The sequence below is a fragment of the Mycolicibacter senuensis genome (genome assembly GCF_002101885.1).
In the GTDB taxonomy this organism is placed as follows: domain Bacteria; phylum Actinomycetota; class Actinomycetes; order Mycobacteriales; family Mycobacteriaceae; genus Mycobacterium; species Mycobacterium senuense.
On record NZ_LQPS01000050.1, the window covers coordinates 81,398 to 101,700 of the forward strand.

Sequence of the window (20,303 nt, forward strand, 5' to 3'; positions counted from 1 at the left end):
GTTCCTGATGCACTATGGAGCATGCAAGCACCTCGTTAGGTGAGGCGGCTGCACGGACACAGGCCACTGACCCCGAACGTCGAAAGACGCCCCGGGTCAGGACAGCTCCTCCCGGCTTAAGGGTTGAGCCCAAGTGGCTTCCGATCTACGGACACGCCGTGCAGTGTCGAAGCTCTGACGAGAGGGGTGCGGTCTTCCGACGGTTGTCGGAGCTGCCTCCAAAGCCTGCGGTGAAACCGGCACGCTCCCGCGTGCCCGCGACCGAGAGGAGGTGAGGGACGCATGAGTTCCGGTGATAGTCCGAGCCGATATCTGACTTCTGTTCCGTCCCCATCCGAACGGTCGCATACCGCCTCCAGCTGAGCCACGATCCGGTTTCCAGCTGAGCGCGTAGCGGCGTTACGCGACTAGGAGGCCATCATGGTTGCAATCGCCTACACCGACATCCAGGCGCCGGCTCCGCGTGCCATCAGCACGGCGAAGAAGGTTGACACCCGCCGCGCTGCGCCGGCCGCGCCCGCCTCAGACCCGGTGGTCGACATGGCCACCCGGCTGCTCAGTGGCCCCCTGCACCAGATGTATGCACTCTTGTGGCGCGTCGGGGTGCTGACCGTCGACCACTGAGTCGACCGAGGCCAACGGTCTTCGCTAAGCGTCCGCTAGGCGTCCGCTAGGCGTCCGCTAGGCGTCCTCCATGGCCTCACCGAGTTGCTCGAGTACCTCGCTGCGGTGGTTGTTGGCCAGAATGTGGCCGGCGGCCACCGCAGCGGCTACCGGCCAATCGATGATCTCGAACGCCGCCAGCAGCGCGAGCCCGCCGTAGTAGGCCAGCTGCTCGGGTCGCGGCACCGTCACCTTGCCGAACAGCGGCAATTCGACCGCGAAGCCCTCGGCATCCCGGATGTGGGCGACCGCTTCCCGCTGGGATGCGCTGCGCCGCGTCTTCTCCGCCATCATGAGCCTCCTGGTGGCGACGGGTCGCCGGATGATCGGGCCGCGGCCGTTCCGCGACGAGAGCCGGTGTCCCCATTGTGCACAAGCCGCAACCGCGGCGCCGGGTGGTCCTCGGACGTCGGGGTGCCGTCCGGTTGGCGCGGCACGGGCACCATGAATTGGGTGGGCTTGTCCGCAGATTCCCGCAATCCGGACAGCACCCTGGGCACCACGGCCGCGCCGGCGGTGGCCACCGTCGCCGTCCCCAGCGCCTGAGCCCAGCCCAGCGGACCCAGCGGCGTGCAGCCCAACAGTTGGCTGATACCCGGAATGGAGATCAACGTCCCCATCGCCGCGAGCGAGCCGACCGCGGTCGCCACCACCAGCGGGTCGTGCGAGTCCAGCAGCGTCTGGCCCAGCTGGGCGGCGACCAGCGACACCAGCGCGACCGTGGAGGCCCGCTGTTGGCGCCCGGTCACCGAGGCCAGACCCCAGGCGCCCACCGCGGCCGACGCCGTCGTCACGCCGCGCACCGCCACCGCGCGCCACAGCGCGTCCGGGTCGGGGCCACGTGCCGTGGAGGCCGCCGAGTCGTTCAGCTCACTGACTGCCAGCGCGGTCGCCGGCAGCGCGTCGGTGAGCATGTTCACCAGCAGCAGCTGACGAGCGTTCAGCGGCGAGCGCCCGGTGAGCGCGCTGCCGATGATCGCGAACGCCACCTCGCCGGCGTTGCCGCCCAGCAGCACCCCGACCGCTGCCTGCACCCGCTGCCACAGTTCCCGGCCCTCGTCCAACGCATCGAGCAGGGCGTGGATCCGGCCATCGAGCAACACCACGTCGGCGGCGGTGCTGGCGGCCTCGCTGCCGTGCGCGACCACCGCGATACCGACGGTGGCGGCACGGATGGCCGCCGCATCGTTGGCGCCGTCGCCGACCATCGCCGACACCTTGCCGGTGCGCTCCAGGGTCTGCACGATCTGCACCTTGTTCTCCGGTGACATCCGGGCGAACACCACCCGCTCGGCTACCGCGACTTCCTGGCCCTTGCGGGACAACGCATCCCACTCCGCGCCGCTGATCACCTGATCGGCGCTGATCTCCAGGCCGAGCTCCCGGGCGATCGCGGTGGCGGTGACCGGGTGGTCTCCGGTGATCAGCCGCACCGGGATCTGCCAGCGGTCCAGTTCGGCCAGCAGGGCGGCGGCCTCGGGCCGCGGCGTGTCGGCGATCCCGATCAGTCCGACGAACGTCAGCCCGTCGCCACAGAATTGACCGATGTCCTCCGGATCCGGGTCCTCACCCAGGGCGGCGACCTGTGCCGGGGTGAGTTCTCGCCGGGCGACGGCGATCACCCGCAGCCCCTCGCCGGCCATACCCAGCACTGTCTTGCGGATCGTCGGGTTCCCACCGCAGGCGGGCCCGACCACCTCCGGCGCGCCCTTGACCGTCAGTTCGGCGCCGACGACCGACGCCGAATAGCTGCGGCCGGACCGGAACGGCAGGTGGGCGATCTCGCCGCGACCGGGATCCACCACCTCGGCTGCGGTCGCGGCATCGATGATCGCGGCATCGGTGGCGTGCACCTGCCGGCCGTTGGTGGTCGGCGCGGCCTGCGCCGCGAACGCCAGCACCTCATCGGTGGTGTAACCCGGCGCCGGCTTCAGCTGTGTGACCCGCAGCCGGTTCTGGCTCAGCGTTCCGGTCTTGTCGAAGCACACCACGTCGACGCGGCCGAGGGCCTCCACCGAGCGCGGCACGCGAACCAGCACACCGAATTTGGTCAGCCGCCTGGCGGACGCCTGCTGCGCCAGGGTGGCGACCAGCGGCAGGCCCTCCGGGATCGCCGCGACGGCGATGGCGATGCCGGAGGCCACCGACTGTCGCAACCCGATCCGCCGGAGAACGCCCAAACCGGTCACCAGGGTGCCCCCGGCCAGACTGATCCGCCACGCTTTGCTGGTCAGCATGCTCAGCTGGTGCTGCAATCCGACCGCCGACTGCTCGCCGGCGACCAGGTCGGCGGCCCGGCGACTGTAGGTGTCGGCGCCGACCGCGGTCACCAACGCCAGGGCGGTGCCGGTGATGACCGTGGTGCCCGCATAGATCATGCATTCGCGCTCGGCCAGGTCCGCTCCCGGCGTGGCCTCGACCTGCTTGACCACCGACAGCGACTCGCCGGTCAGCGACGACTCGTCGACCTCGAGGTCGTCGGCGTCGATCAATCGCCCGTCGGCGGGGACCACCTCGTGGGCCCGCACCTCGATCACGTCACCGAGACGCAACTCCTCGGCGGGGACCTCGCAGTAGCCGCCATCGGGCAGCAGCCGCCGTGCCGGCGGAACCTGTTCATTCAGCAGCACATTGAGCCGGCGCTCGGCCACCAGGCGCTGCGCGGCGGCCAGCATCGCGTTGCCGCCCAGCACCGAACCGACCAGTACCGCGTCGACCGGTGAACCCAACACCGCGCTGGCCGCCGCTCCCAGCGCCAGCACCGGCGTGATCGGGTCGGACAACTCGCTGCGGACGGCCTGGGCGAATTGCCAGATCACCCGGGGCGGTGCGCTGCGCTTACCGCCGCGGCGGGCCAGGTCGACCGCCGCGAGCGCTGCCGCTGCCGCAGGGGCGTGCTGGTCCCCGGCCGGAATCTCCGACTCCGGGGGCGGAAGCATCGCGCGCACCTGGTCCACCGACATGGCGTGCCACTCGTGCACCGCCGCCGGACGTGGCGTCGGGGCGTCCACGGCACGCCGGGCCAGCCAGTAGCCGGACAGTGCGCCGGCCGCCGCGCCGGTGGTCACCGGGCCCGGCCCCTGGCCGCGCACCCCGGGCAGCATCAGCAGCGCGCCCAATGTCGAAGCCCCGGTGGCGATCTCGACGCCACGGCGGCTGGCCGATCGGGCCGCCGGCAAAGCATGCAGCACCCGCCACGCCGCGGCCAGGTCGCTCAGTAACACATCGGCGCACCACGGCGGGGAACCCTGCCCCGGCAGCACGCCCAGCGCCACGTCGGCCGCCGCCAGGGCCCCGACGGCCGCCGTCGACAGCACCGCGACGTCGTGACCGTCGGCCTGGTAGGCGGTCACCGCGGCGGTGAGCGCCTCGTCCAACGCCGCACCGTCGAGCGGGCGGATGTCGTCGAAGATCGGTCGCAGCTCACCGAGTGCCTCGGCTTCGACGGTGACCACCTCGACGTCGGCGTGCCGGGCCTCGGTCACCACCGCGGCGGCCAGCGGCAGCAGTGCCGGCTGGAACGACGCCTGCACGCCGAGGCGCCGACCGATCCGGTGCCAGCCCGGTTCGAGTCCGGCCTCGCCCAGCCGGGCCTGGGCCTGGGCCCACACCGCCCGGAGTTCGTCGTCGTCGGCGCCACGCACCTGCATCACCCGCAGCGTTTCGCCGCACAGCACCCGCGGGTCGATGACCACGGTGTCCACCCGGTCGAGCTCGCGCAGACTGCTCGGGCGCAGCACCACCGCGCCGTGCTGGTCGGCCAACCCGCGACCGAAGGTGGCGGCGAACGACTCGCGGGCGGTGCGGGTGCCCTTGGGCGCGGCCACCGTCGCGGCGGTGCCGGCCAGGTCGGGGCTGCTGGTCGCGGCGCCGACCACCCCCGCCCCGATGGCCTGCACCAAGGCGCTGCGGTCCAGGTGACGTTCGACCGGACCCGGCGGCCGGGGCGCCGGCCGTGGCGGGATGAGCACCGGCGGATGGTCGGCGTAGTCGGCGAGCTCCGGTTCGCGCCGACGCCAAGCGCGTTCGGCGGCACGTTCTTCGCCGGCGCGCATCGCCTCCATCGACAGGTCCACCGCCAGCGCGGTCGGGGCCTGGTTGAGGGTGTGCACGCCCGCGCCGGCCAGCGACAGCAGGGCGTCGGTCGCCTGCTTGCCGAGGTTGTCCTCGAGCAGCCGTCGCAGCCGCGGCTGGTAGTCGACGACGATGACACCGGCTTCTAAGCCCAGCGGCAGCACCGGCAACCGCAGCAGCCGGCCGAGCGTCGCCAGGCCCAGGCCGGCGACGTTGGCGCTGAGGGTGAGGGCGCGCAACGCCTGCGTCGTGCCGTCACCGGGCAGGGTGGCCGGCGGCCGCCCGCGGTGGGCCGGCCGACGGTGCTGGGCTTCGGTGTCACCGACCACCCGGCACAGCTCACGCAACGACACGACGTCGCCGCCGGCGTCCGCGGCGAGCCCGACCACCAGCCGGGACAGCGGGTGGTTCAAACGGACCGAGCTGACCCCGGGCAACGCCCGGGCAGCGCCGAGCACAGCGGTCGCCAGTTCGTCGCCGGCCGGCCCGTCGAGCCCACGGACCTCGACCCAGGCCCGGCCCTCGCCGCGGAAGCACCGGCGGGACAACGCCCAGCCGTTGTCGCTGGTCGGGAGGGCGGCGCCGGCGATGCCGGTCGCGGTCTGAACAGATGCGTCGATCAACGCGGACGTGAGTTGGACACCGAAATTTGCCGCACGCAGCGGAAGAGAGTGCCTGACGGCACGAGCTAAATCCACGCGGGCCCGTTCAGTGGCGCGCGCGAGCGCTGCTGCCGCCGCTACGGGCCGGCCGCGCTGCGGTCTTCTTCGGCTGCGGGCTGCGCCGGGTGGTCGACGAGCCCGACGACTTCGTCGACTTGGCCGATTTCACCGACGTCAACGGCCGGGCCGCCGCCGTCGAAGCGGCCGGCGCTTTCGCTGAAGACTTCGCTGAAGACTTCGCCGAAGGCTGCCCCGGGGGCGCGCCGTCACCGGAGCGGTTCAGTTGCTTGAGCACCAGGGCGGTGCCGCCCACCGCCACCAGCAGTGGCCACTCGACCAATCCGGTGGCGCCGAGGGCGCCCAGGGTCAGTGCGGCCGCGGGGGTCGAGTGGCTGCCGGAGCTCAGGCCGCGCTGCGCGCCGCTTGCCGCCCCCTTCAAGCCACCGATTACCCCGTTGAGTGCGGCCCCGCCGACTGCGCCGGCCGCCTCGGTTGTCATGGTCGCCGCGCGAGTTGCCGCTCCGGCGACCTTCCGTACCGTCCCTGCGACGGCGTTCATGGGTATTCCCTGCCCTTCAAACGAGGCAAATTGGTTAACCAGATCCATCCTATGCGAATTTCTGGTGAACCCGCGGAATCCACAACGAATTCATATAACCGGTCGTGTCGGAGCCGGCTGGATGTCCACCAACACCGGCGCGTGATCGCTGGGCGACTTGCCCTTGCGTTCCTCCCGGACGATCTCGCCGTGCGAGATGCGGGCGGCCAGCGCGGGCGAGCCCAGGATGAAGTCGATTCGCATGCCCTGCTTCTTCGGGAACCGCAGCTGGGTGTAGTCCCAATAGGTGTAGACACCGGGGCCCGGCGTGAACGGTCGCACCACATCGAGGTACTTCGCCTCGGTCAGCGCACGAAACGCCCTGCGCTCCGGCTCCGAGACGTGGGTCGCACCGTCGAAGAACGCCATGCTCCACACGTCGTCGTCCTGCGGGGCGATGTTCCAGTCGCCCACCAACGCGATCGGTGCAGACGGCTCGTCACGCAACCAGCCTTCGGCGGTATTACGCAACGCGGCAAGCCATTCCAGCTTGTAGGTGTAGTGCGGGTCGGTCAGGGCGCGGCCGTTGGGCACATACAGGCTCCATACCCGAACGCCGCCGCAGGTGGCGCCCAGCGCGCGCGCCTCCACCGTCGGGTCGGCATCCGCCTTGGCCCAAGTGGGTTGCCCGGGAAACCCGATCTCGACGGCGTCCAGACCGACCCGGGAGGCGATCGCCACCCCGTTCCACTGGTTCAGGCCGACATGCGCTACCTCGTAGCCGAGTTCGTGAAACGGCAGGGTGGGAAACTGCGCGTCGGTGCACTTGGTCTCCTGCATCGCCAGCACGTCGACGTCGGCGCGGGCCAGCCAGTCGGTCACCCGGCCCACCCGCGTGCGGATCGAGTTGACGTTCCAGGTGGCCAGTCGCAGCGCAGTCACGCAGTCACCTTAGACGCGCAGTAGCAGGCCGGCGTCGAGGTAGCGGGTGCGGTGCTGACCGGCGAATCCGATCGCTTCGCAGAACGCGAACGCGCCGGCGTCATCGCTCGGTACCTGCGCGTAACCGCGGGTGGCTCCCCGCTCGGCGCCCCAGGCCTGCAGTGCGGTGCCGATCGCCCGCCCGTGGCCCCGCCGGCGGCTGCCCTCGGCCACCCGCAGGGCGGTCACGCCCAGCCAGCGGGTGCCGTCCGGGGCTTCGGTCACCGCGCCGCGCCCGACCGCCACCCCGGGTATCGAGGCGAACACCAGCTCACCGTCGACCACCGCGGTCAGCGGCCCCGCCGGGTCGTCGACGGGCCAGTCAGGGCCGGGCCGGTCGGTCAGCGTCACCTGCTCCGGGGTCGGTCCGGCGGCCAACTCGCGCACCAAGGTGCGGATCTCCAACCGTGCGGGAATGTCCTCCGGCAGTCGCAGCAGCCGCTCCGGGACCGCCAGGGTCGGGGCCAGATCCCGTCGCGCATACCAGTCGATGATCTCCGGGATGGAGCTGGTGTGGGCGAACATGTCTAGGGGCACAGCCGAATTCGTCGCCAACTCGGCACCGGGTCCGGCCCGCAGCAGCCAGCCGTCGAGCCACTGGTGTTCGCTGCCCGGCCAGGCCAGCGCGGCAGCGTGTTCCACGGCGCGGATCGCGGAGTTCTTCACCGGCCGATCGGTGAGCCGGCGCACGTACAGCACGTCGGCGTGCCGGCAATCGTGGACCACCCCGTCGGCCGAGCGAACCCGCACCACCGTCCCGGCCTGCTCCAGGTGTCCCACCACGTCGCCCATCGGCGGCTCCGAACCGGGCGGCCGCAGGTAGCGCAGGCTCACCCGGGTGCCGACAGGCGGCAGCTCAACAGGCGGCCGGTTCATCACCGGCCCCTCAGTGCCCGAACGGGTCGGGCACGTCGCCCGGCATCCAAGACAGGCCGGGCACACCCCAGCCGTTGGACTTCACCGTCCGCTTCGCCGCCCGGGCGTGGCGGCCCACCAGCATGTCCAGATACAGCAGGCCATCCAGATGCCCGGTTTCGTGCTGCAGCATCCGGGCGAACAGACCGCTGCCCTCCAGCGTGAGCGGGTTGCCGTCGGCGTCCAGCCCGGTGACCCGAGCCCATTCCGCGCGGCCGGTCGGGAATGACTCACCGGGCACCGACAGGCAGCCTTCGTCGTCGTCATCGGGGTCGGGCATGGTCTCGGGCCGCTCGGAGGTCTCCAACACCGGGTTGACCACCACACCGCGGCGCCGAGTGGTCGAGCGGCGGTCGTCGGCGCAGTCGTAGACGAAGACCCGCAACCCGACACCGATCTGATTGGCCGCCAGGCCGACTCCGTTGGCGGCATCCATCGTCTCGTACATCGTGGCGATCAACTCGGCCAGGTCGGCCGGCAGCGAGCCGTCCTCGGCGACGGGCACCGGGCTGGTCGGGGTGTGCAGGACGGGATCGCCCACAATGCGGATGGGTACGACGGCCATGACCGAAAATCTTAAGTGCCCGCCATCGGCACGGTGCAGCGGCCACGGCGACTCGCGGGCCCGGCTCCCGGTTCAACACCGCGTGCCGTGATTGAATATTTGCTCAGGACAAGCCGCCGAAAGACGCAACGAACGTTCAACCACAGAACTTTCCGGAAGGGTCCAGGAAACGATATGGACGGCGCTATGGCGCAAGCGAATCGATCAGGGGACGATTCGGAGCCCGCTGACGGCCTGAGCCGTCGCGAACACGACATCTTGTCCTTCGAGCGGGACTGGTGGAAGTACGCCGGCGCCAAGGAAGAGGCCATCAAGGAGCGGTTCTCGCTGTCGGCGACCCGCTACTACCAGGTGCTCAACGCCCTCGTGGACCGACCCGAGGCGCTGGCCGCCGACCCGATGCTGGTCAAACGACTGCGCAGGCTGCGGTCCAGCCGGCAGAAGGCGCGCGCCGCGCGGCGTCTCGGTTTCGATATCACTTGAGTCACCCGGAACCCGTCATTGCTGGGGGTTTAGAGGTCACGGCCTGCTCGTCGATACAGTGGGCGCAATGAACGACCACGTTCCCGATTCCTCCAGACTCCCGCTGCGGGCCATGGTGATGGTGCTGCTGTTCTTGGGCACCATCTTCCTGCTGGTCGGGTTTCAGGCGCTCGGGTCGTCGGGCGACGACGATGACACCGGCCATGCGCCGGCGTCGAAACCTGTGACCACCACCTCGGCGGCGGCCACCACCGACCGCCCCGCCCACAAGCCCGACGTACAGGTCTACAACATCTCTGAGCAGGCGGGCCTGGCCGGACACACCGCGGAGGTGCTGCGGGAAGCCGGCTGGAATGTGACCATCGTCGACAACCTCGAGCTGCCGGAGGTCACCGAGACCACCGTCTACTTCGGCGATGCCCAGGGCGAGCACGAGGCGGCGAATGCTGTGGCCGAGCTGCTGCACGCCGCCGTACACCCGCGCATCCCCGACGTGGCCGAGCAGCCACCGGGCGTCATCGTGGTGGTCGCGGGTTAAGCTCCTCGCATGGTCAAAGGTCACCGCACAGTTCTTGCCGCCGCTGTCTTCGCCACCCCGGTTGTGCTGCTGGCGGCGTGCAGTCCCAACGAGCCGGCCTCCGACGTGCCCGGCACCACGCCGGCCATCTGGACCGGGTCGCCGGCACCGTCCGGTGCGGTGAGCGAGCCGGGTGAATCGAGCGGCTCCGACAACCTGGTGGCGCGCCTGACGACCGTCGACGGCGGTCAGGTCGCCACCGCGACGTTCGAGTTCAGCAAGGTCGGCGGGAAGGAATTCGCCACGATCACCGTGCAGACCACCAGCACCGGCGTCCTGACGCCGGGCTTCCACGGCATGCACATCCACGGCGTGGGTAAATGCGAAGCCGACTCCGTCGCCCCCGGCGGCGGGGCGCCCGGTGCCTTCCTGTCGGCCGGCGGGCACTTCCAGGCGCCCGGCCACAACGAGCACCCGCAGAGCGGCGACCTGACCTCGCTGCAGGTGCGCTCCGACGGCAGCGCGCTGCTGGTCACCACCACCGATGCGTTCACCCGGCAGGAATTGCTGGACGGCGAGGGGACGTCGCTGATCGTCCACGCCGACGACGACAATTTCGCCAACATCCCGGCGGACCGCTACACCCAGGTCAACGGCACACCCGGCCCGGACCAGACCACGCTGACCACCGGAGACGCCGGCAAACGAGTTGCGTGTGGTGTTATCGGCGCCGGATAGCCCGCCGAACAACAGGGCTTCGTCGCAGGCCCGAATCGAGTTCGCCCACTGCGCCCGGCCCACCCTCGGTGTGGAGTGGGAGTTCGCACTCGTCGACGCCGCGACCCGAGACCTGAGCAACGAAGCCAGCGCGGTGCTGGCAGAGCTCGGCGAAAATCCGCGCGTGCACAACGAATTGCTGCGCAACACCGTCGAGCTCGTCACCGGCATCTGTGACAACACCGGCGAGGCGATCGAGGATCTGCGCCAAACCCTGGCCACCACCCGGCCCATCGTGCACAACCGGGGAATGGAACTGTTCGGCGCCGGCACCCATCCCTTCGCGCAGTGGTCGGCGCAGAAGCTGACCGACGCGCCGCGCTACGCCGAGCTGATCAAGCGCACCCAGTGGTGGGGCCGGCAGATGATGATCTGGGGAGTGCACGTCCACGTCGGAATCTCCTCGGCGTACAAGGTCATGCCGATCATCTCGTCGCTGCTGCTGTACTACCCGCACCTGCTGGCGCTGTCGGCGTCGTCGCCGTGGTGGGCCGGCGAGGACACCGGCTACGCCAGCAACCGGGCGATGATGTTCCAGCAGCTGCCCACCGCGGGGTTGCCGTTCCAGTTCCAGACCTGGCCGGAGTTCGAGGGTTTCGTCTACGACCAGAAGAAGACCGGGATTATCGACCACATCAACGAGATCCGTTGGGACATCAGGCCTTCCCCGCACCTGGGCACCATCGAGGTACGGGTCTGCGACGGGGTGTCCAACCTGCGCGAGCTGGGTTCGCTGGTGGCGCTGACCCATTGCCTGATCGTCGACTTGGACCGGCGCCTCGACGCCGACCAGTCGCTGCCCACCATGCCGCCGTGGCACGTGCAGGAGAACAAGTGGCGCGCGGCGCGCTACGGGCTGGACGCGGAGATCATCCTCGACGCCGACAGCAACGAGCGCCTGGTCACCGAGGATCTCGACGAGCTGCTCAATCGGCTGGAGCCGATCGCGGCGCGGCTGCACTGTGCCGACGAACTGGCGGGCGTCGCCGACATCTATCGAACCGGGGCGTCCTACCAGCGCCAGCGCCGGGTCGCCGAGGAACACGACGGCGATCTGCGCGCGGTCGTCGACGCGTTGGTCGCCGAACTGGACATCGAGTGATGGAACTGCCGATGTTTCCGTTGGAATGGGTGCTGCTGCCCGGCGAGGAACTGTCTTTGCGGATCTTCGAGAGGCGCTACACCGTGCTGGTCGGGGATCTGATGCACAGCGGCGATCCCCGGTTCGGGGTGGTACTCATCGCCAAGGGCCGCGAGGTGGGCGGTGGTGAGCAGCGCAACGACATCGGCGCGATGGCGGCCATCACCGACTGCACCGATCTCGGCGGTGGCCGGTATGCGCTGCGGTGCCTGACCGGCGAGCGGATCCGGGTCCGCGAATGGTTGCCTGATGACCCCTACCCGCGGGCGGACACCGAGGTATGGCCCGACGAGCCGGGGGAACCGGTGAGCGACAAGCAATTCGGAGAATTGGAAGAACGCATCGTCGCGCTGCACAAGCGGATGGCGATGGCCCGGCGGAAGTGGGTGATGCCCGGGCGCGAAGCCATGCTGGGTGGCCGCCGGTTGCGTTCGCTCGACCCGGTGCAGCGGCTGTACTCGCTGGCCTGCCGGGTTCCGATGGGTGAGGCCGACCGCTACGCGGTGCTGGCGGCGCCGTCGCTGTCCGAGCGGATGGCGGCGCTGCACGAGGCGATCGAGACCGTCTCGGCCCGAGTGGAGTTCGATATCCCTCGTTGACTCTGCGGCCACCAGACAAAAGTGCGAGCGAGGTGCCTGGTAGGCGCAGAGTCAACTCCGGCGGGTTACTTCAGGCAGCTGCCGGCGTCGACGGTCATTGGCAGCCCGGTGATGTAGCGGGCCTCGTCGGAGGCCAGGAACAACACGGCGTTGCTGATATCGACCGGGTCCACCCAGCCGATCGGCAGCACGTGCATCAGCTGTGCCACCACGGCCATGTCATCAGGACCGGGGTTCTCCAGATCCGGACGGAACAGCTTCATCGTGCCCTCGTTCATGAACAGCGGGGTGTTCACGTTGGTGGGGTGCACCGAGTTGACCCGGATGAAGTGCTGGCCCAGTTCGACGGCGAAGGTGCGCATCAGCCCCACCACACCGTGCTTGGCCGCGATGTAGTGACCGGTATGCGGGTAAGCCTTGAGGCCGCCCACCGAGCTGGTCAGGATGATGGAGCCACCGTTGCCGCCGGCGATCAGATGTGGCACACCGGCTTTGACGGTCTTCCAAACACCGGACAGGTTGACGTCGATCATCTCCTGCCAGTCGGCTTCGCTGGTCTTGTCCAGGGTGTCGCCGCCATTGCCGATCCCGGCGTTGGCCGCGATGATGTCCAGCCGGCCCAACTGCTCGACACCGCTGTCGACCGCGGCCTTGAGCGCGTCGAAGTCGCGCACGTCGACCTGTGCCGTCACGATACGGCGGTCCAAGCCCTTGACCAGGTCGGCGGTCTCCGCCAGGTCATCGGGTGTGGCCGCGGGGATCTCCTTGCTGCTGCTGATCCGGGCGCAGACATCGACGGCGATGATGTCGGCACCTTCCTGCGCGAGTCGCACCGCGTGGCTGCGGCCCTGCCCGCGTGCCGCGCCGGTGATGAGCGCGACCTTTCCTTCGACTCGTCCACCCATGTCTGCACCTCCGTCTGTTATTGGTCGATCGATCAGCAAGGCTGGCATCAAGCCGCGACGTTGTCAACAGTGGGTTCACCGGGTGGGGCCGGCGGCTCAGGCGGGATCGGTCAGCCGGCCGAACTGTCGCTCGACGAGGGCGCGCAGCTCGTGGTGGCCGTAGGTGACGTCGACGGCCGCCTCGTTGCACAGGCTGCGTGCGGTCTGCGCGATCAGCATGGCGATCGCCACAGGTGGATACTCGTCGAGGTCGACACCCCTGGCGCGCAGTGCCACCGTGACCGCGGCGGTCTCGATGTCGCGGACCCGCTCGGCGTAGGCCTTGAGTTCGGTCCGGATCGCCTTGCGATGGTTGGCCAGCGCCATGAACTCGGTATTCAGACTGGTCACGCGGGCATCGCTGTTGATGGCCCACAGCGTCTGGAGCGGGTCGTCATCGGTGAGCGCGGCGCGCATCCGCTCGAGTGCGACGTCTGCGCCGGCGCGCAGCACCTCGACGAAAAGGTCATCCATGGTGGGGAAGTAGTAGTAGACCAGGGCCTGTTTCACCCCGGCCTCGGCGGCCACCCGCCGGGACGTCGCAGCGGCATAGCCGTCGTTCCGCATGATGCGGGCGGTCGCTTCGATCAGTCGCCGCCGGCTGGCGCCGTCGGTCGATTTGGCCTTGCGCGGGGCCGCCATTCACAACGTCCCGGGGCCGTGGTCGCTTGACCGCCCGTCGTCGCACATGGTAGGCATGAGGCATTCTAACAATTTGATCGATCGATCAGCGCGACGAGGTCGTGATACGAGCGAAAGGGCGCATCGCGTGGTGACGGATCTCGCGGCGGTGGACTACTTCTCCGACGAAGGCGTAACTCAGGATCCCTATCCCTATTACGAATACCTCCGCTCGAACGGGCCCGTCTTCGCCGAGCCGCATCACGGCGTCGTCGCCGTCACCGGCTACGAGGAGGTGCACGCCGCGTTCAAGGACCACGACTCCTTCTCGGCTGTCAACGCGATCGGCGGGCCGTTCCCGCCGCTGCCGTTCGAACCCGAGGGCGACGACATCACCGAGCAGATCGAGGCGCATCGGCATCTGTTCCCGATCTTCGAGCACGTCGTCGTGCAGGACCCGCCGGCCCACGAGCGGACCCGCGCGCTGCTGGGCCGGATCCTGACCCCGGTTCGGCTCAAGGAGAACGAGGACTTCATCTGGCGGCTCGCCGACCTGCAGCTCGATGAGTTCATCGCCACCGGCCGCTGCGAGTTCCTGATGGACTACGCCAAACCCTTTGCGACGCTGGCGATCGCCGACCTGCTCGGCGTCCCCGATAACGATCGCGCCGAGTTCCGCCGCGCTCTCGGAGCCGGTGAGCGCCCGGGTGCCCGAGTCGGCGCCCTCGATGGCGAGCCGGTGGGCCTGAACCCACTGGAATACCTCGACGACAAGTTCAACGGCTACATCTCCGACCGGCGGCGCAATCCCCGGGCCGACGTGCTGACGATGCTCGCCGAGGCCACCTATCCCGACGGGACGATACCGGAGGTGATGGAGGTGGTGCGTCCGGCGACCTTCCTGTTCGGCGCCGGGCAGGAGACCGTCACCAAACTGCTCGGGACGATGGTGCAGGTGATCGGCGAGCAGCCCGAGCTGCAGCAGCGGCTGCGCGAGAACCGCGACCTGATCCCGCGGTTCATCGAGGAATCCCTGCGCATCCAGAGCCCGACCAAGATCGACTTCCGGCTGGCGCGTAAGACCACCACGCTGGCCGGCGTGCCGATCAAGGCCGGCACCGTGCTGATGTTGTGCCTGGGGGCGGCCAACCGGGACCCGCGCAAGTTCGAGAACCCGGATGAATTCAACTTGGACCGCAAGAACGTTCGCGAGCACATCGCCTTCGGCCGCGGCATTCACACCTGCCCCGGGGCACCGCTGGTCCGGGTCGAGGGGCGGATCACCGCCAACCGGATGCTGGACCGGATGCGCGACATCAGGATCAGCGAGGAGCACCACGGCCCGGCCGGCGACCGGCATTACACCTATGAGCCCACGTTCCTGCTGCGCGGGCTGACCGCGCTGCACATCGAGTTCGACCCGGTCGAACAGTAGGCCGTCCTCGCCGCAACGCGTCATCGGAAAGGTCAGCAATGACTCTCAGCTCTGTGTTGGATGAAGTGCGTCTGCGTCCCGGCGCGGGCGAGGTGATCCCGATCGTCGATCCGGCAACCGAGGAGCAGATCGGCGAATTCAACGACGGCGGCGCCGAGGCCGTCAACGACGCGGTTGCTCGGGCCCGGGCCTCCTTTGATTCGGGTGTCTGGAGCGCGATGCCGGCCCGCGACCGCGCCAAGATCCTGTGGCGCATCGCGGATCTGATCGATGAACATGCCGATGAGCTGGCCCAGATCGATTCGATCAACACCGGGATGCCGCTGATGCAGGCGCAGATGATCGTGCCAACCTGCGCCGAGATCTTCCGCTACTACGCCGGCTGGTGCACCAAACTCAACGGTGAGGCGCACCAGGTGCAGATGAGCGGTGGCATCTCCGGCGCGCATGCCGACCTGCACGCCTACACCCTCAAGGAGCCCTACGGGGTGGTCGGCCTGATCTTCCCTTGGAACGGCCCGGTCTTCAACGCCTGTACCAAGCTGGCGCCGGCGCTGGCCGCCGGGTGTAGCAGTGTGGCCAAACCTGCTGAGGAGACGCCACTTTCGGCGCTGGTCCTGGTACGGCTGCTCAGCGAGGCCGGGGTTCCCGACGGCGTCGTCAACCTGGTCACCGGTTACGGGCACACCGCGGGAGCAGCGCTGGTCGATCACCCCGGCGTGCAGAAAATCGCGTTCACCGGTTCCACCGAAGTCGGCAAGCGGATCGTGGCGGCGTCGGCCGGAAACCTCAAGCGGGTCAGCCTCGAGCTGGGCGGCAAGTCGCCGGTGCTGATCTATGACGACGCGGACCTGGACACCGCCATCACGATGGCCGCAATGGGCATCTTCATCCACTCCGGGCAGGGGTGCATCTGCGGGTCACGGATTTTCGTGCAGCGCGGTGTCTACGACCAGGTGGTCGACGGTATTGCCATGGTGGCCAACAACCTTCAGCTGGGTGGTCCGCGAGATGAGGGCGCCATGATCGGCCCGCTGATCAGCGAGAAGCAGCTCAACCGGGTGATGGGATTCATCGACGAAGGCAAGCGCGACCACGTCGACGTCATCACCGGTGGGCACCGGCTGGATCGCCGTGGCTTTTTCGTGCACCCGACCGTGCTGGCCAATGTGGATCCCGGGATGCGGCTCTACCAGCAGGAGATCTTCGGGCCGGTGGTCACGGTGCTGCCCTTCGACGACGACGACGAAGCCGTCGCGCTGGCGAACGACTCCGAGTACGGCCTGGCCGCCACCGCCTGGACCCGCGACCTGAGCCGCGCCCACCGGCTGGCCAAGCGGCTGGAGGCCGGAACCGTCTCGCTGAACTGCCAGATGGTCTTCGACCACTCGGTGCCGTTCGGCGGCTACAAACAGTCCGGCTGGGGTCACGAGTGGGGCCGAGACGGCGTTGAAAGCTTCCTGCAGACCAAGTCGGTGTACACGCAGCTGTGAGTGCTGCCCGAGCCCCTGCCCACCCCGAGAGTGAACTCGGTGGGCAGGGCCTCAGTTCATGCCGATGCGAATGTTCTTAATCTGCAGAAATTCGTGGAGCCCGTCGGCGCCTCCGGTGCGCCCGAATCCACTCTGCTTGTAACCGCCGTAGGGGCCCTGCGGTGAGATACTGCTGATGGTATTGATCCAGACCGAGCCGGCTTCCAGCTGCCGGGAGATCCGGTGGGCGCGCAGCAGATCGCGGGTGTGGACGAACGCGTTGAGTCCGTAGCGGGTGCCGTTGGCCAGTGCGACGGCTTCGGCGTCGTCGCGGAACCTCATCACTGACACGACGGGACCAAACGTTTCGGTCTGGGCCAGCGGCGAGGAGTTGTCGACGCCGCCGAATACCGTCGGCTCGATGTAGTAGCCCGATGAGAGCTCACCGCCGAGCCGCCGGCCGCCGGCAAGAAGTTCGCCACTGCCATCAGTGGCTGCCCGCCCGATCACGTCCAGGATGCGGTCGGTGGCGGCCTGGCTGATCACCGGACCGAACATCACCGTGGGATCGAGCGGATCGCCCACCTTGGCACGGCCGACCGCGGCCAGGAACTTCTCGACGAAGGTGTCGTAGACCGACTCGTGCACCAGCACTCGGCTGGCGCAGGCGCAGCTCTGGCCGGACTGCATCAAGGGGCCCTGATGCGCGGCAAGCTGTGCCGCAGCGTCGAGGTCGGCGTCGGCGAAGACGATACTGGCCGACTTGCCGCCGAGTTCGGTGACGACCGGAGTGAGGTTGACGGCGGCGGCCTGCAGCACGCTGCGGGCGGTGTTTTCGCCTCCCGTGAAATGGATCTTGCGAATGCCGGGATGGCGCACCAGCGCGTCACCGCCCGCTGCGGCGGCGGGCATCACGCTGACCAGCCCGGGCGGCAGGCCCGCCTCCAGACACAGCTCACCGAAGCGCAGCGCGGCTAGCGGCGCGAGCTCGGAGGGCTTGAACACCACCGCGTTGCCTGCTGCAAGCGCGGGTGCAACGCACGATCCGGCGACCACCAGCGCGCCGTTCCAAGGGGCGATAACACCCACCACACCGTATGGTTCGCGTTCGATCAGGTTGACGTCGAAGGATTCGCTCACCGGCGTGCTGGAGCCGTGCGGCTTGTCGGCGTAGCCCGCGAAGTGGCGTAGGAATCGCTCGAGCAGAATTGCGTTCCCGGCGAACGAGATCGGTACCGCATAGTCTTGGACGTTCAGCGCGGCCAATTCGCCGAGATGCTGGTGCACCACGTCGGCCAGGTCGATCAGCAGGTCGCGGCGTCGGTCGACGGTCAGCGCAATCCATTCTCGCTGCGCCTCTTGCGCTGCGGCCACGGCCTGGTGAATCTCCGCTGCGCCGGCCAGTGTCACAGTGGCGTTCGGTCGGCCGGTGGCCGGATAGATGTGGTCGTGCGTGACGGGAGGCGTCATGCATTGCCTTCCTCAGCCCACTCCTGCGTGACGCGCTGCTTCTGCTCCTCGATCACGTCGATCAGTCGCGACGCCTTGGGCCAGCCGTAGTAGGCACCGAACTGCAAAGCGGCCTCGTCGATTTCGTCGAAGGACACGTCGCGGCTCTTCAGCGCGGCGTAGACGTGACTGAGGATCGGATACGGCGCGTCCTGGAACGCGACACAGGCGACCGTGATCAGCCGCCGCTGCTTCATGCCCAGCCCGGGCCGTAGCCACATCTCGCCGAAGACGAAGTTCAAGATCCCCGCACCCGAGTACGGGTCGTCGCGGGTCGGCACGTAGGGCAGGCAGTTGACGTCGCGGAAGGCCTGCTCGCCGGCGAGCAGCCGGGACTCAGGATCGCTCGGGGTGGTCAGCGGCAGCAGCGGTGTCGGGGGCGGTACCGGCTCACCGCGCTCGGTGTGGATGCGCTGCCACTGCTCGTCGACGATCATGTTGAACAGTGACGCCTTCGGCCAGCCGGAGTACACCGCGAAATGCAATACAGCTTCCCGCATTTCGTCGATGGTGACGTCGCCGCTGTGCAATGCCGCGTAGATGTGTTCGCGCAGCGGCTCCTCGGTGTCGGCTGCGGCCAGGCAGGGCAGCGCGATGAACCATCGGTCGCGGCGACTCAATCCCGGACGCTGCCAGATCTCGCCGAACACGAAGTCGAGCAGGGTAGCGGCGGGGGCGGCGGTGGCTGGGATCGGGAGGGTCATCAACTCGGCGAATGCGCGCGCTCCGCGCCCCGCCTCACCGGAGGGTGGCACCGGCATCCACCTTGAACTCCAGCCCGGTCACGTGCCGGGACTCGTCGGAGACCAGAAACAGCACCGCGTTGCTGACATCGCGGGCCTCGGTCATGATGATCGGCAACGCGTTGGCGAAGATCGGGCCGAGGTCGGCGCGCTCGCCGTGCAGCAGGGCGTGCAGCGCATCCGGCCGCATCCCGGTCTCAACCCCGGTGGGATGCACCGTGTTGACCCGGACATTCACCGCCGCAAGCTCATTGGCCAGTGCACGGCTCATGCCGACCACCCCGTGTTTGGATGCGGTGTAGGGCGTGTGCAGCGGGCTGCCCTTCAGTCCGGCCACCGAACTGACGTTGATCAGGCTGCCGCCGTGGGAGACCAGGTGCGGCAGCGCCGCAGCGCAGGTGTTCCACGCCCCGATCAGATTGACGTCGACTACCGTGCGCCACTGCTCGGAGGTGGTGGTGTCCCAGGTCCCACCGGTGATCACCCCGGCGTTGGCGACCGAGGCGTCCAGACCGCCCAGCTCCGCCACCCCGTCGTCGACCGCGGTCCGCAGCGCGGCGGCATCGCGGACATCCACCACGCGCGTGACCGCACGGCGACCCTGTTGTTCGACCAGCCGGGCGGTCTCCTCGAGGTCTTCGGCTGCGGCCAGCGGATAGTCGATCTCCGGCAGCGACGCGCAGATGTCGACCAGGATAAGGTCGGCGCCCTCCTCGGCCAGCCGCACGGCGTGGCTGCGACCCATGCCTCGCGCGGCGCCGGTGACCAGCACCCGCTTGCCCGCTACCCGCCCGCTCATAGCTTGTTGCAGAAGCCGGCGTCGACGGGGAAGGTGACCCCGGTGACGTAGCGGGCAGCGTCGGAGACCAGGTAGGCGATCGCGGCGCTGATGTCTTCGGGTTCGAGCATGCCGACCGGCATCGGATTCTGCAGATGCGGGCCGCCGTCGGGGTAGTTCTCCAGGAACGAGGTCATGGCCGGGTTCACCGCCATCATGGTGTTGACCGCGGTCGGGTGCACGGTGTTGACCCGGATGCTGTGCGGGGCAAGGGCGTTGGCCAGTGTTCGCATCAAACCGACTATGCCGTGCTTGGACGCCGCGTAGCCCAGGCCGCCGCCTTGCAGCCCGCCGAAACCCTTGAGCCCGGCGGTCGAGCTGGTGAACACGATCGACCCGCCCCGGTCACCGGCGATCAAGTGGCCAATGGCGGCTTTGGCGGTGTGGAACGAGCCGACCAGGTTGACGTCGAGCACGTCGGTCCACATCTGCAGGTCTTCCTCGTCGGTCAGCTCGCGAAACGCCATGGCGGCGATGCCGGCGTTGGCGCAGACGATGTCGAGCCGGCCGAAGTGCTCGACACCGGCGTCCAGTGCCGCCTTCAGCGCTGCGAAATCGCGGACGTCGGCGACCGAGCCGATCATCTTGCCGCCCTGCGCCTCCACCAAGGCGACCGTCTCGTCCAGCTCGTCGCGGGAGCCCATCGGATAGCCGTTGGAGGCGATGTCGGCGCAGATGTCCACGCCGATGATGTCGGCGCCGTCGGCGGCCAGGCGCACCGCGTGGCTGCGGCCCTGCCCGCGCGCCGCCCCGGTGATGAATGCGACTTTTCCGTCCAGAGAACCCATGCCAGTACGGTAACCTGGTTACTCAACGACGGCAAGGG

20 protein-coding genes and 1 riboswitch are annotated in these 20,303 nt (G+C 68.9%); of the genes, 8 read left to right on the forward strand and 12 right to left on the reverse strand.

Annotation, left to right across the window (positions count from 1 at the left end; all coding sequences use genetic code 11):
* Positions 1–24: 24 nt before the first annotated feature.
* Positions 25–193: riboswitch (M-box (ykoK) riboswitch) on the forward strand.
* Positions 194–420: 227 nt separating this feature from the next.
* On the forward strand, positions 421–624 hold the full coding sequence (locus tag AWC24_RS19115; RefSeq protein WP_085088094.1) for an Rv1535 family protein: 204 nt from the start codon (positions 421–423) through the stop codon (positions 622–624).
* 57 nt (positions 625–681) lie between these two features.
* Here the strand turns inward: AWC24_RS19115 and AWC24_RS19120 are convergent, their stop codons facing one another.
* From AWC24_RS19120 to AWC24_RS19145, 6 genes are all read right to left on the reverse strand, one after another.
* Positions 682–957 (reverse strand): hypothetical protein, encoded by a 276-nt coding sequence (locus AWC24_RS19120; RefSeq protein WP_085088096.1) that lies wholly within the window; start codon positions 955–957, stop codon positions 682–684.
* Positions 954–5,435 (reverse strand): cation-translocating P-type ATPase, encoded by a 4,482-nt coding sequence (locus tag AWC24_RS19125; RefSeq protein ID WP_174813673.1) that lies wholly within the window; start codon positions 5,433–5,435, stop codon positions 954–956. Before AWC24_RS19125 ends, AWC24_RS19120 begins: the two co-directional genes overlap by 4 nt.
* Positions 5,436–5,445: 10 nt before the next feature.
* Positions 5,446–5,958: a hypothetical protein gene (locus tag AWC24_RS19130; protein WP_085088100.1), complete on the reverse strand. Its 513-nt coding sequence runs from the start codon at positions 5,956–5,958 to the stop codon at positions 5,446–5,448.
* 90 nt (positions 5,959–6,048) lie between these two features.
* The gene (locus tag AWC24_RS19135) at positions 6,049–6,870 is read right to left on the reverse strand and encodes an exodeoxyribonuclease III (protein WP_085088196.1); all 822 of its coding nucleotides are present in this window, start codon (positions 6,868–6,870) and stop codon (positions 6,049–6,051) included.
* A gap of 18 nt (positions 6,871–6,888) precedes the next feature.
* Positions 6,889–7,794: an N-acetylglutamate synthase, CG3035 family gene (locus tag AWC24_RS19140; RefSeq protein WP_085088103.1), complete on the reverse strand. Its 906-nt coding sequence runs from the start codon at positions 7,792–7,794 to the stop codon at positions 6,889–6,891.
* 10 nt (positions 7,795–7,804) lie between these two features.
* The gene (locus AWC24_RS19145) at positions 7,805–8,398 is read right to left on the reverse strand and encodes a peptide deformylase (protein ID WP_085088106.1); all 594 of its coding nucleotides are present in this window, start codon (positions 8,396–8,398) and stop codon (positions 7,805–7,807) included.
* Between the two features lie 174 nt (positions 8,399–8,572).
* Here AWC24_RS19145 and napA point away from each other — a divergent pair, with 174 nt between their 5' ends.
* The 5 genes from napA to AWC24_RS19170 all read left to right on the forward strand — a co-directional run bounded on the left by napA (position 8,573) and on the right by AWC24_RS19170 (position 11,915).
* Complete coding sequence (napA, locus tag AWC24_RS19150) at positions 8,573–8,881, forward strand: nucleoid-associated protein NapA (protein WP_085088109.1); 309 nt, start codon at positions 8,573–8,575, stop codon at positions 8,879–8,881.
* 67 nt (positions 8,882–8,948) lie between these two features.
* Positions 8,949–9,419, forward strand: coding sequence for a LytR C-terminal domain-containing protein (locus AWC24_RS19155; RefSeq protein ID WP_085088112.1), 471 nt, complete (start codon positions 8,949–8,951; stop codon positions 9,417–9,419).
* Between the two features lie 9 nt (positions 9,420–9,428).
* The gene (gene sodC, locus AWC24_RS19160; protein ID WP_085088114.1) at positions 9,429–10,136 is read left to right on the forward strand and encodes a superoxide dismutase[Cu-Zn]; all 708 of its coding nucleotides are present in this window, start codon (positions 9,429–9,431) and stop codon (positions 10,134–10,136) included.
* Complete coding sequence (locus AWC24_RS19165) at positions 10,117–11,277, forward strand: glutamate--cysteine ligase (protein ID WP_085088199.1); 1,161 nt, start codon at positions 10,117–10,119, stop codon at positions 11,275–11,277. Before sodC ends, AWC24_RS19165 begins: the two co-directional genes overlap by 20 nt.
* Complete coding sequence (locus tag AWC24_RS19170; RefSeq protein ID WP_085088117.1) at positions 11,277–11,915, forward strand: LON peptidase substrate-binding domain-containing protein; 639 nt, start codon at positions 11,277–11,279, stop codon at positions 11,913–11,915. The genes AWC24_RS19165 and AWC24_RS19170 overlap by 1 nt, the downstream gene beginning before the upstream one ends.
* A gap of 65 nt (positions 11,916–11,980) precedes the next feature.
* Here AWC24_RS19170 and AWC24_RS19175 read toward each other — a convergent pair whose 3' ends face one another.
* Together AWC24_RS19175 and AWC24_RS19180 are read right to left on the reverse strand one after the other, a co-directional pair.
* Positions 11,981–12,820, reverse strand: coding sequence for a mycofactocin-coupled SDR family oxidoreductase (locus AWC24_RS19175; RefSeq protein WP_085088121.1), 840 nt, complete (start codon positions 12,818–12,820; stop codon positions 11,981–11,983).
* A 96-nt stretch (positions 12,821–12,916) separates the two neighbouring features.
* Entirely contained in the window at positions 12,917–13,501 is a 585-nt protein-coding gene (locus AWC24_RS19180) for a TetR/AcrR family transcriptional regulator (protein WP_085088126.1), read from the reverse strand.
* A 130-nt stretch (positions 13,502–13,631) separates the two neighbouring features.
* Here AWC24_RS19180 and AWC24_RS19185 point away from each other — a divergent pair, with 130 nt between their 5' ends.
* Both AWC24_RS19185 and AWC24_RS19190 read left to right on the forward strand, forming a co-directional pair.
* Complete coding sequence (locus AWC24_RS19185) at positions 13,632–14,915, forward strand: cytochrome P450 (protein WP_085088202.1); 1,284 nt, start codon at positions 13,632–13,634, stop codon at positions 14,913–14,915.
* A 38-nt stretch (positions 14,916–14,953) separates the two neighbouring features.
* A complete protein-coding gene (locus AWC24_RS19190; RefSeq protein ID WP_085088131.1) occupies positions 14,954–16,408 on the forward strand; it encodes an aldehyde dehydrogenase family protein in 1,455 nt (484 codons plus the stop codon).
* 51 nt (positions 16,409–16,459) lie between these two features.
* On the opposite strand, the gene AWC24_RS19195 is transcribed toward AWC24_RS19190, so the two are convergent.
* The 4 genes from AWC24_RS19195 to AWC24_RS19210 are packed head-to-tail and all read right to left on the reverse strand — an operon-like array spanning position 16,460 to position 20,265.
* Positions 16,460–17,857 carry an aldehyde dehydrogenase family protein gene (locus AWC24_RS19195; protein WP_013827355.1) on the reverse strand — a complete coding sequence of 466 codons (1,398 nt, stop codon included), beginning with the start codon at positions 17,855–17,857 and terminating at the stop codon, positions 16,460–16,462.
* Positions 17,854–18,657, reverse strand: a complete 804-nt coding sequence (locus tag AWC24_RS19200) for a carboxymuconolactone decarboxylase family protein (protein ID WP_041316870.1) — start codon at positions 18,655–18,657, stop codon at positions 17,854–17,856. Before AWC24_RS19200 ends, AWC24_RS19195 begins: the two co-directional genes overlap by 4 nt.
* Positions 18,635–19,438: a mycofactocin-coupled SDR family oxidoreductase gene (locus AWC24_RS19205; protein ID WP_085088134.1), complete on the reverse strand. Its 804-nt coding sequence runs from the start codon at positions 19,436–19,438 to the stop codon at positions 18,635–18,637. The genes AWC24_RS19200 and AWC24_RS19205 overlap by 23 nt, the downstream gene beginning before the upstream one ends.
* Positions 19,435–20,265 carry a mycofactocin-coupled SDR family oxidoreductase gene (locus AWC24_RS19210; RefSeq protein ID WP_013827358.1) on the reverse strand — a complete coding sequence of 277 codons (831 nt, stop codon included), beginning with the start codon at positions 20,263–20,265 and terminating at the stop codon, positions 19,435–19,437. The genes AWC24_RS19205 and AWC24_RS19210 overlap by 4 nt, the downstream gene beginning before the upstream one ends.
* Positions 20,266–20,303: the final 38 nt, after the last annotated feature.

Bases quoted from the DNA above. Each gene is read 5' to 3' on its own strand.
- AWC24_RS19115 (WP_085088094.1), top strand. From the start codon at position 421: ATGGTTGCAATCGCCTACACCGACATCCAGGCGCCGGCTCCGCGTGCC.
- AWC24_RS19120 (WP_085088096.1), bottom strand. From the start codon at position 957: ATGATGGCGGAGAAGACGCGGCGCAGCGCATCCCAGCGGGAAGCGGTC.
- AWC24_RS19130 (WP_085088100.1), bottom strand. From the start codon at position 5,958: ATGAACGCCGTCGCAGGGACGGTACGGAAGGTCGCCGGAGCGGCAACT.
- AWC24_RS19140 (WP_085088103.1), bottom strand. From the start codon at position 7,794: ATGAACCGGCCGCCTGTTGAGCTGCCGCCTGTCGGCACCCGGGTGAGC.
- AWC24_RS19145 (WP_085088106.1), bottom strand. From the start codon at position 8,398: ATGGCCGTCGTACCCATCCGCATTGTGGGCGATCCCGTCCTGCACACC.
- napA (WP_085088109.1), top strand. From the start codon at position 8,573: ATGGACGGCGCTATGGCGCAAGCGAATCGATCAGGGGACGATTCGGAG.
- AWC24_RS19155 (WP_085088112.1), top strand. From the start codon at position 8,949: ATGAACGACCACGTTCCCGATTCCTCCAGACTCCCGCTGCGGGCCATG.
- sodC (WP_085088114.1), top strand. From the start codon at position 9,429: ATGGTCAAAGGTCACCGCACAGTTCTTGCCGCCGCTGTCTTCGCCACC.
- AWC24_RS19170 (WP_085088117.1), top strand. From the start codon at position 11,277: ATGGAACTGCCGATGTTTCCGTTGGAATGGGTGCTGCTGCCCGGCGAG.
- AWC24_RS19175 (WP_085088121.1), bottom strand. From the start codon at position 12,820: ATGGGTGGACGAGTCGAAGGAAAGGTCGCGCTCATCACCGGCGCGGCA.
- AWC24_RS19180 (WP_085088126.1), bottom strand. From the start codon at position 13,501: ATGGCGGCCCCGCGCAAGGCCAAATCGACCGACGGCGCCAGCCGGCGG.
- AWC24_RS19190 (WP_085088131.1), top strand. From the start codon at position 14,954: ATGACTCTCAGCTCTGTGTTGGATGAAGTGCGTCTGCGTCCCGGCGCG.
- AWC24_RS19195 (WP_013827355.1), bottom strand. From the start codon at position 17,857: ATGACGCCTCCCGTCACGCACGACCACATCTATCCGGCCACCGGCCGA.
- AWC24_RS19200 (WP_041316870.1), bottom strand. From the start codon at position 18,657: ATGCCGGTGCCACCCTCCGGTGAGGCGGGGCGCGGAGCGCGCGCATTC.
- AWC24_RS19205 (WP_085088134.1), bottom strand. From the start codon at position 19,438: ATGAGCGGGCGGGTAGCGGGCAAGCGGGTGCTGGTCACCGGCGCCGCG.
- AWC24_RS19210 (WP_013827358.1), bottom strand. From the start codon at position 20,265: ATGGGTTCTCTGGACGGAAAAGTCGCATTCATCACCGGGGCGGCGCGC.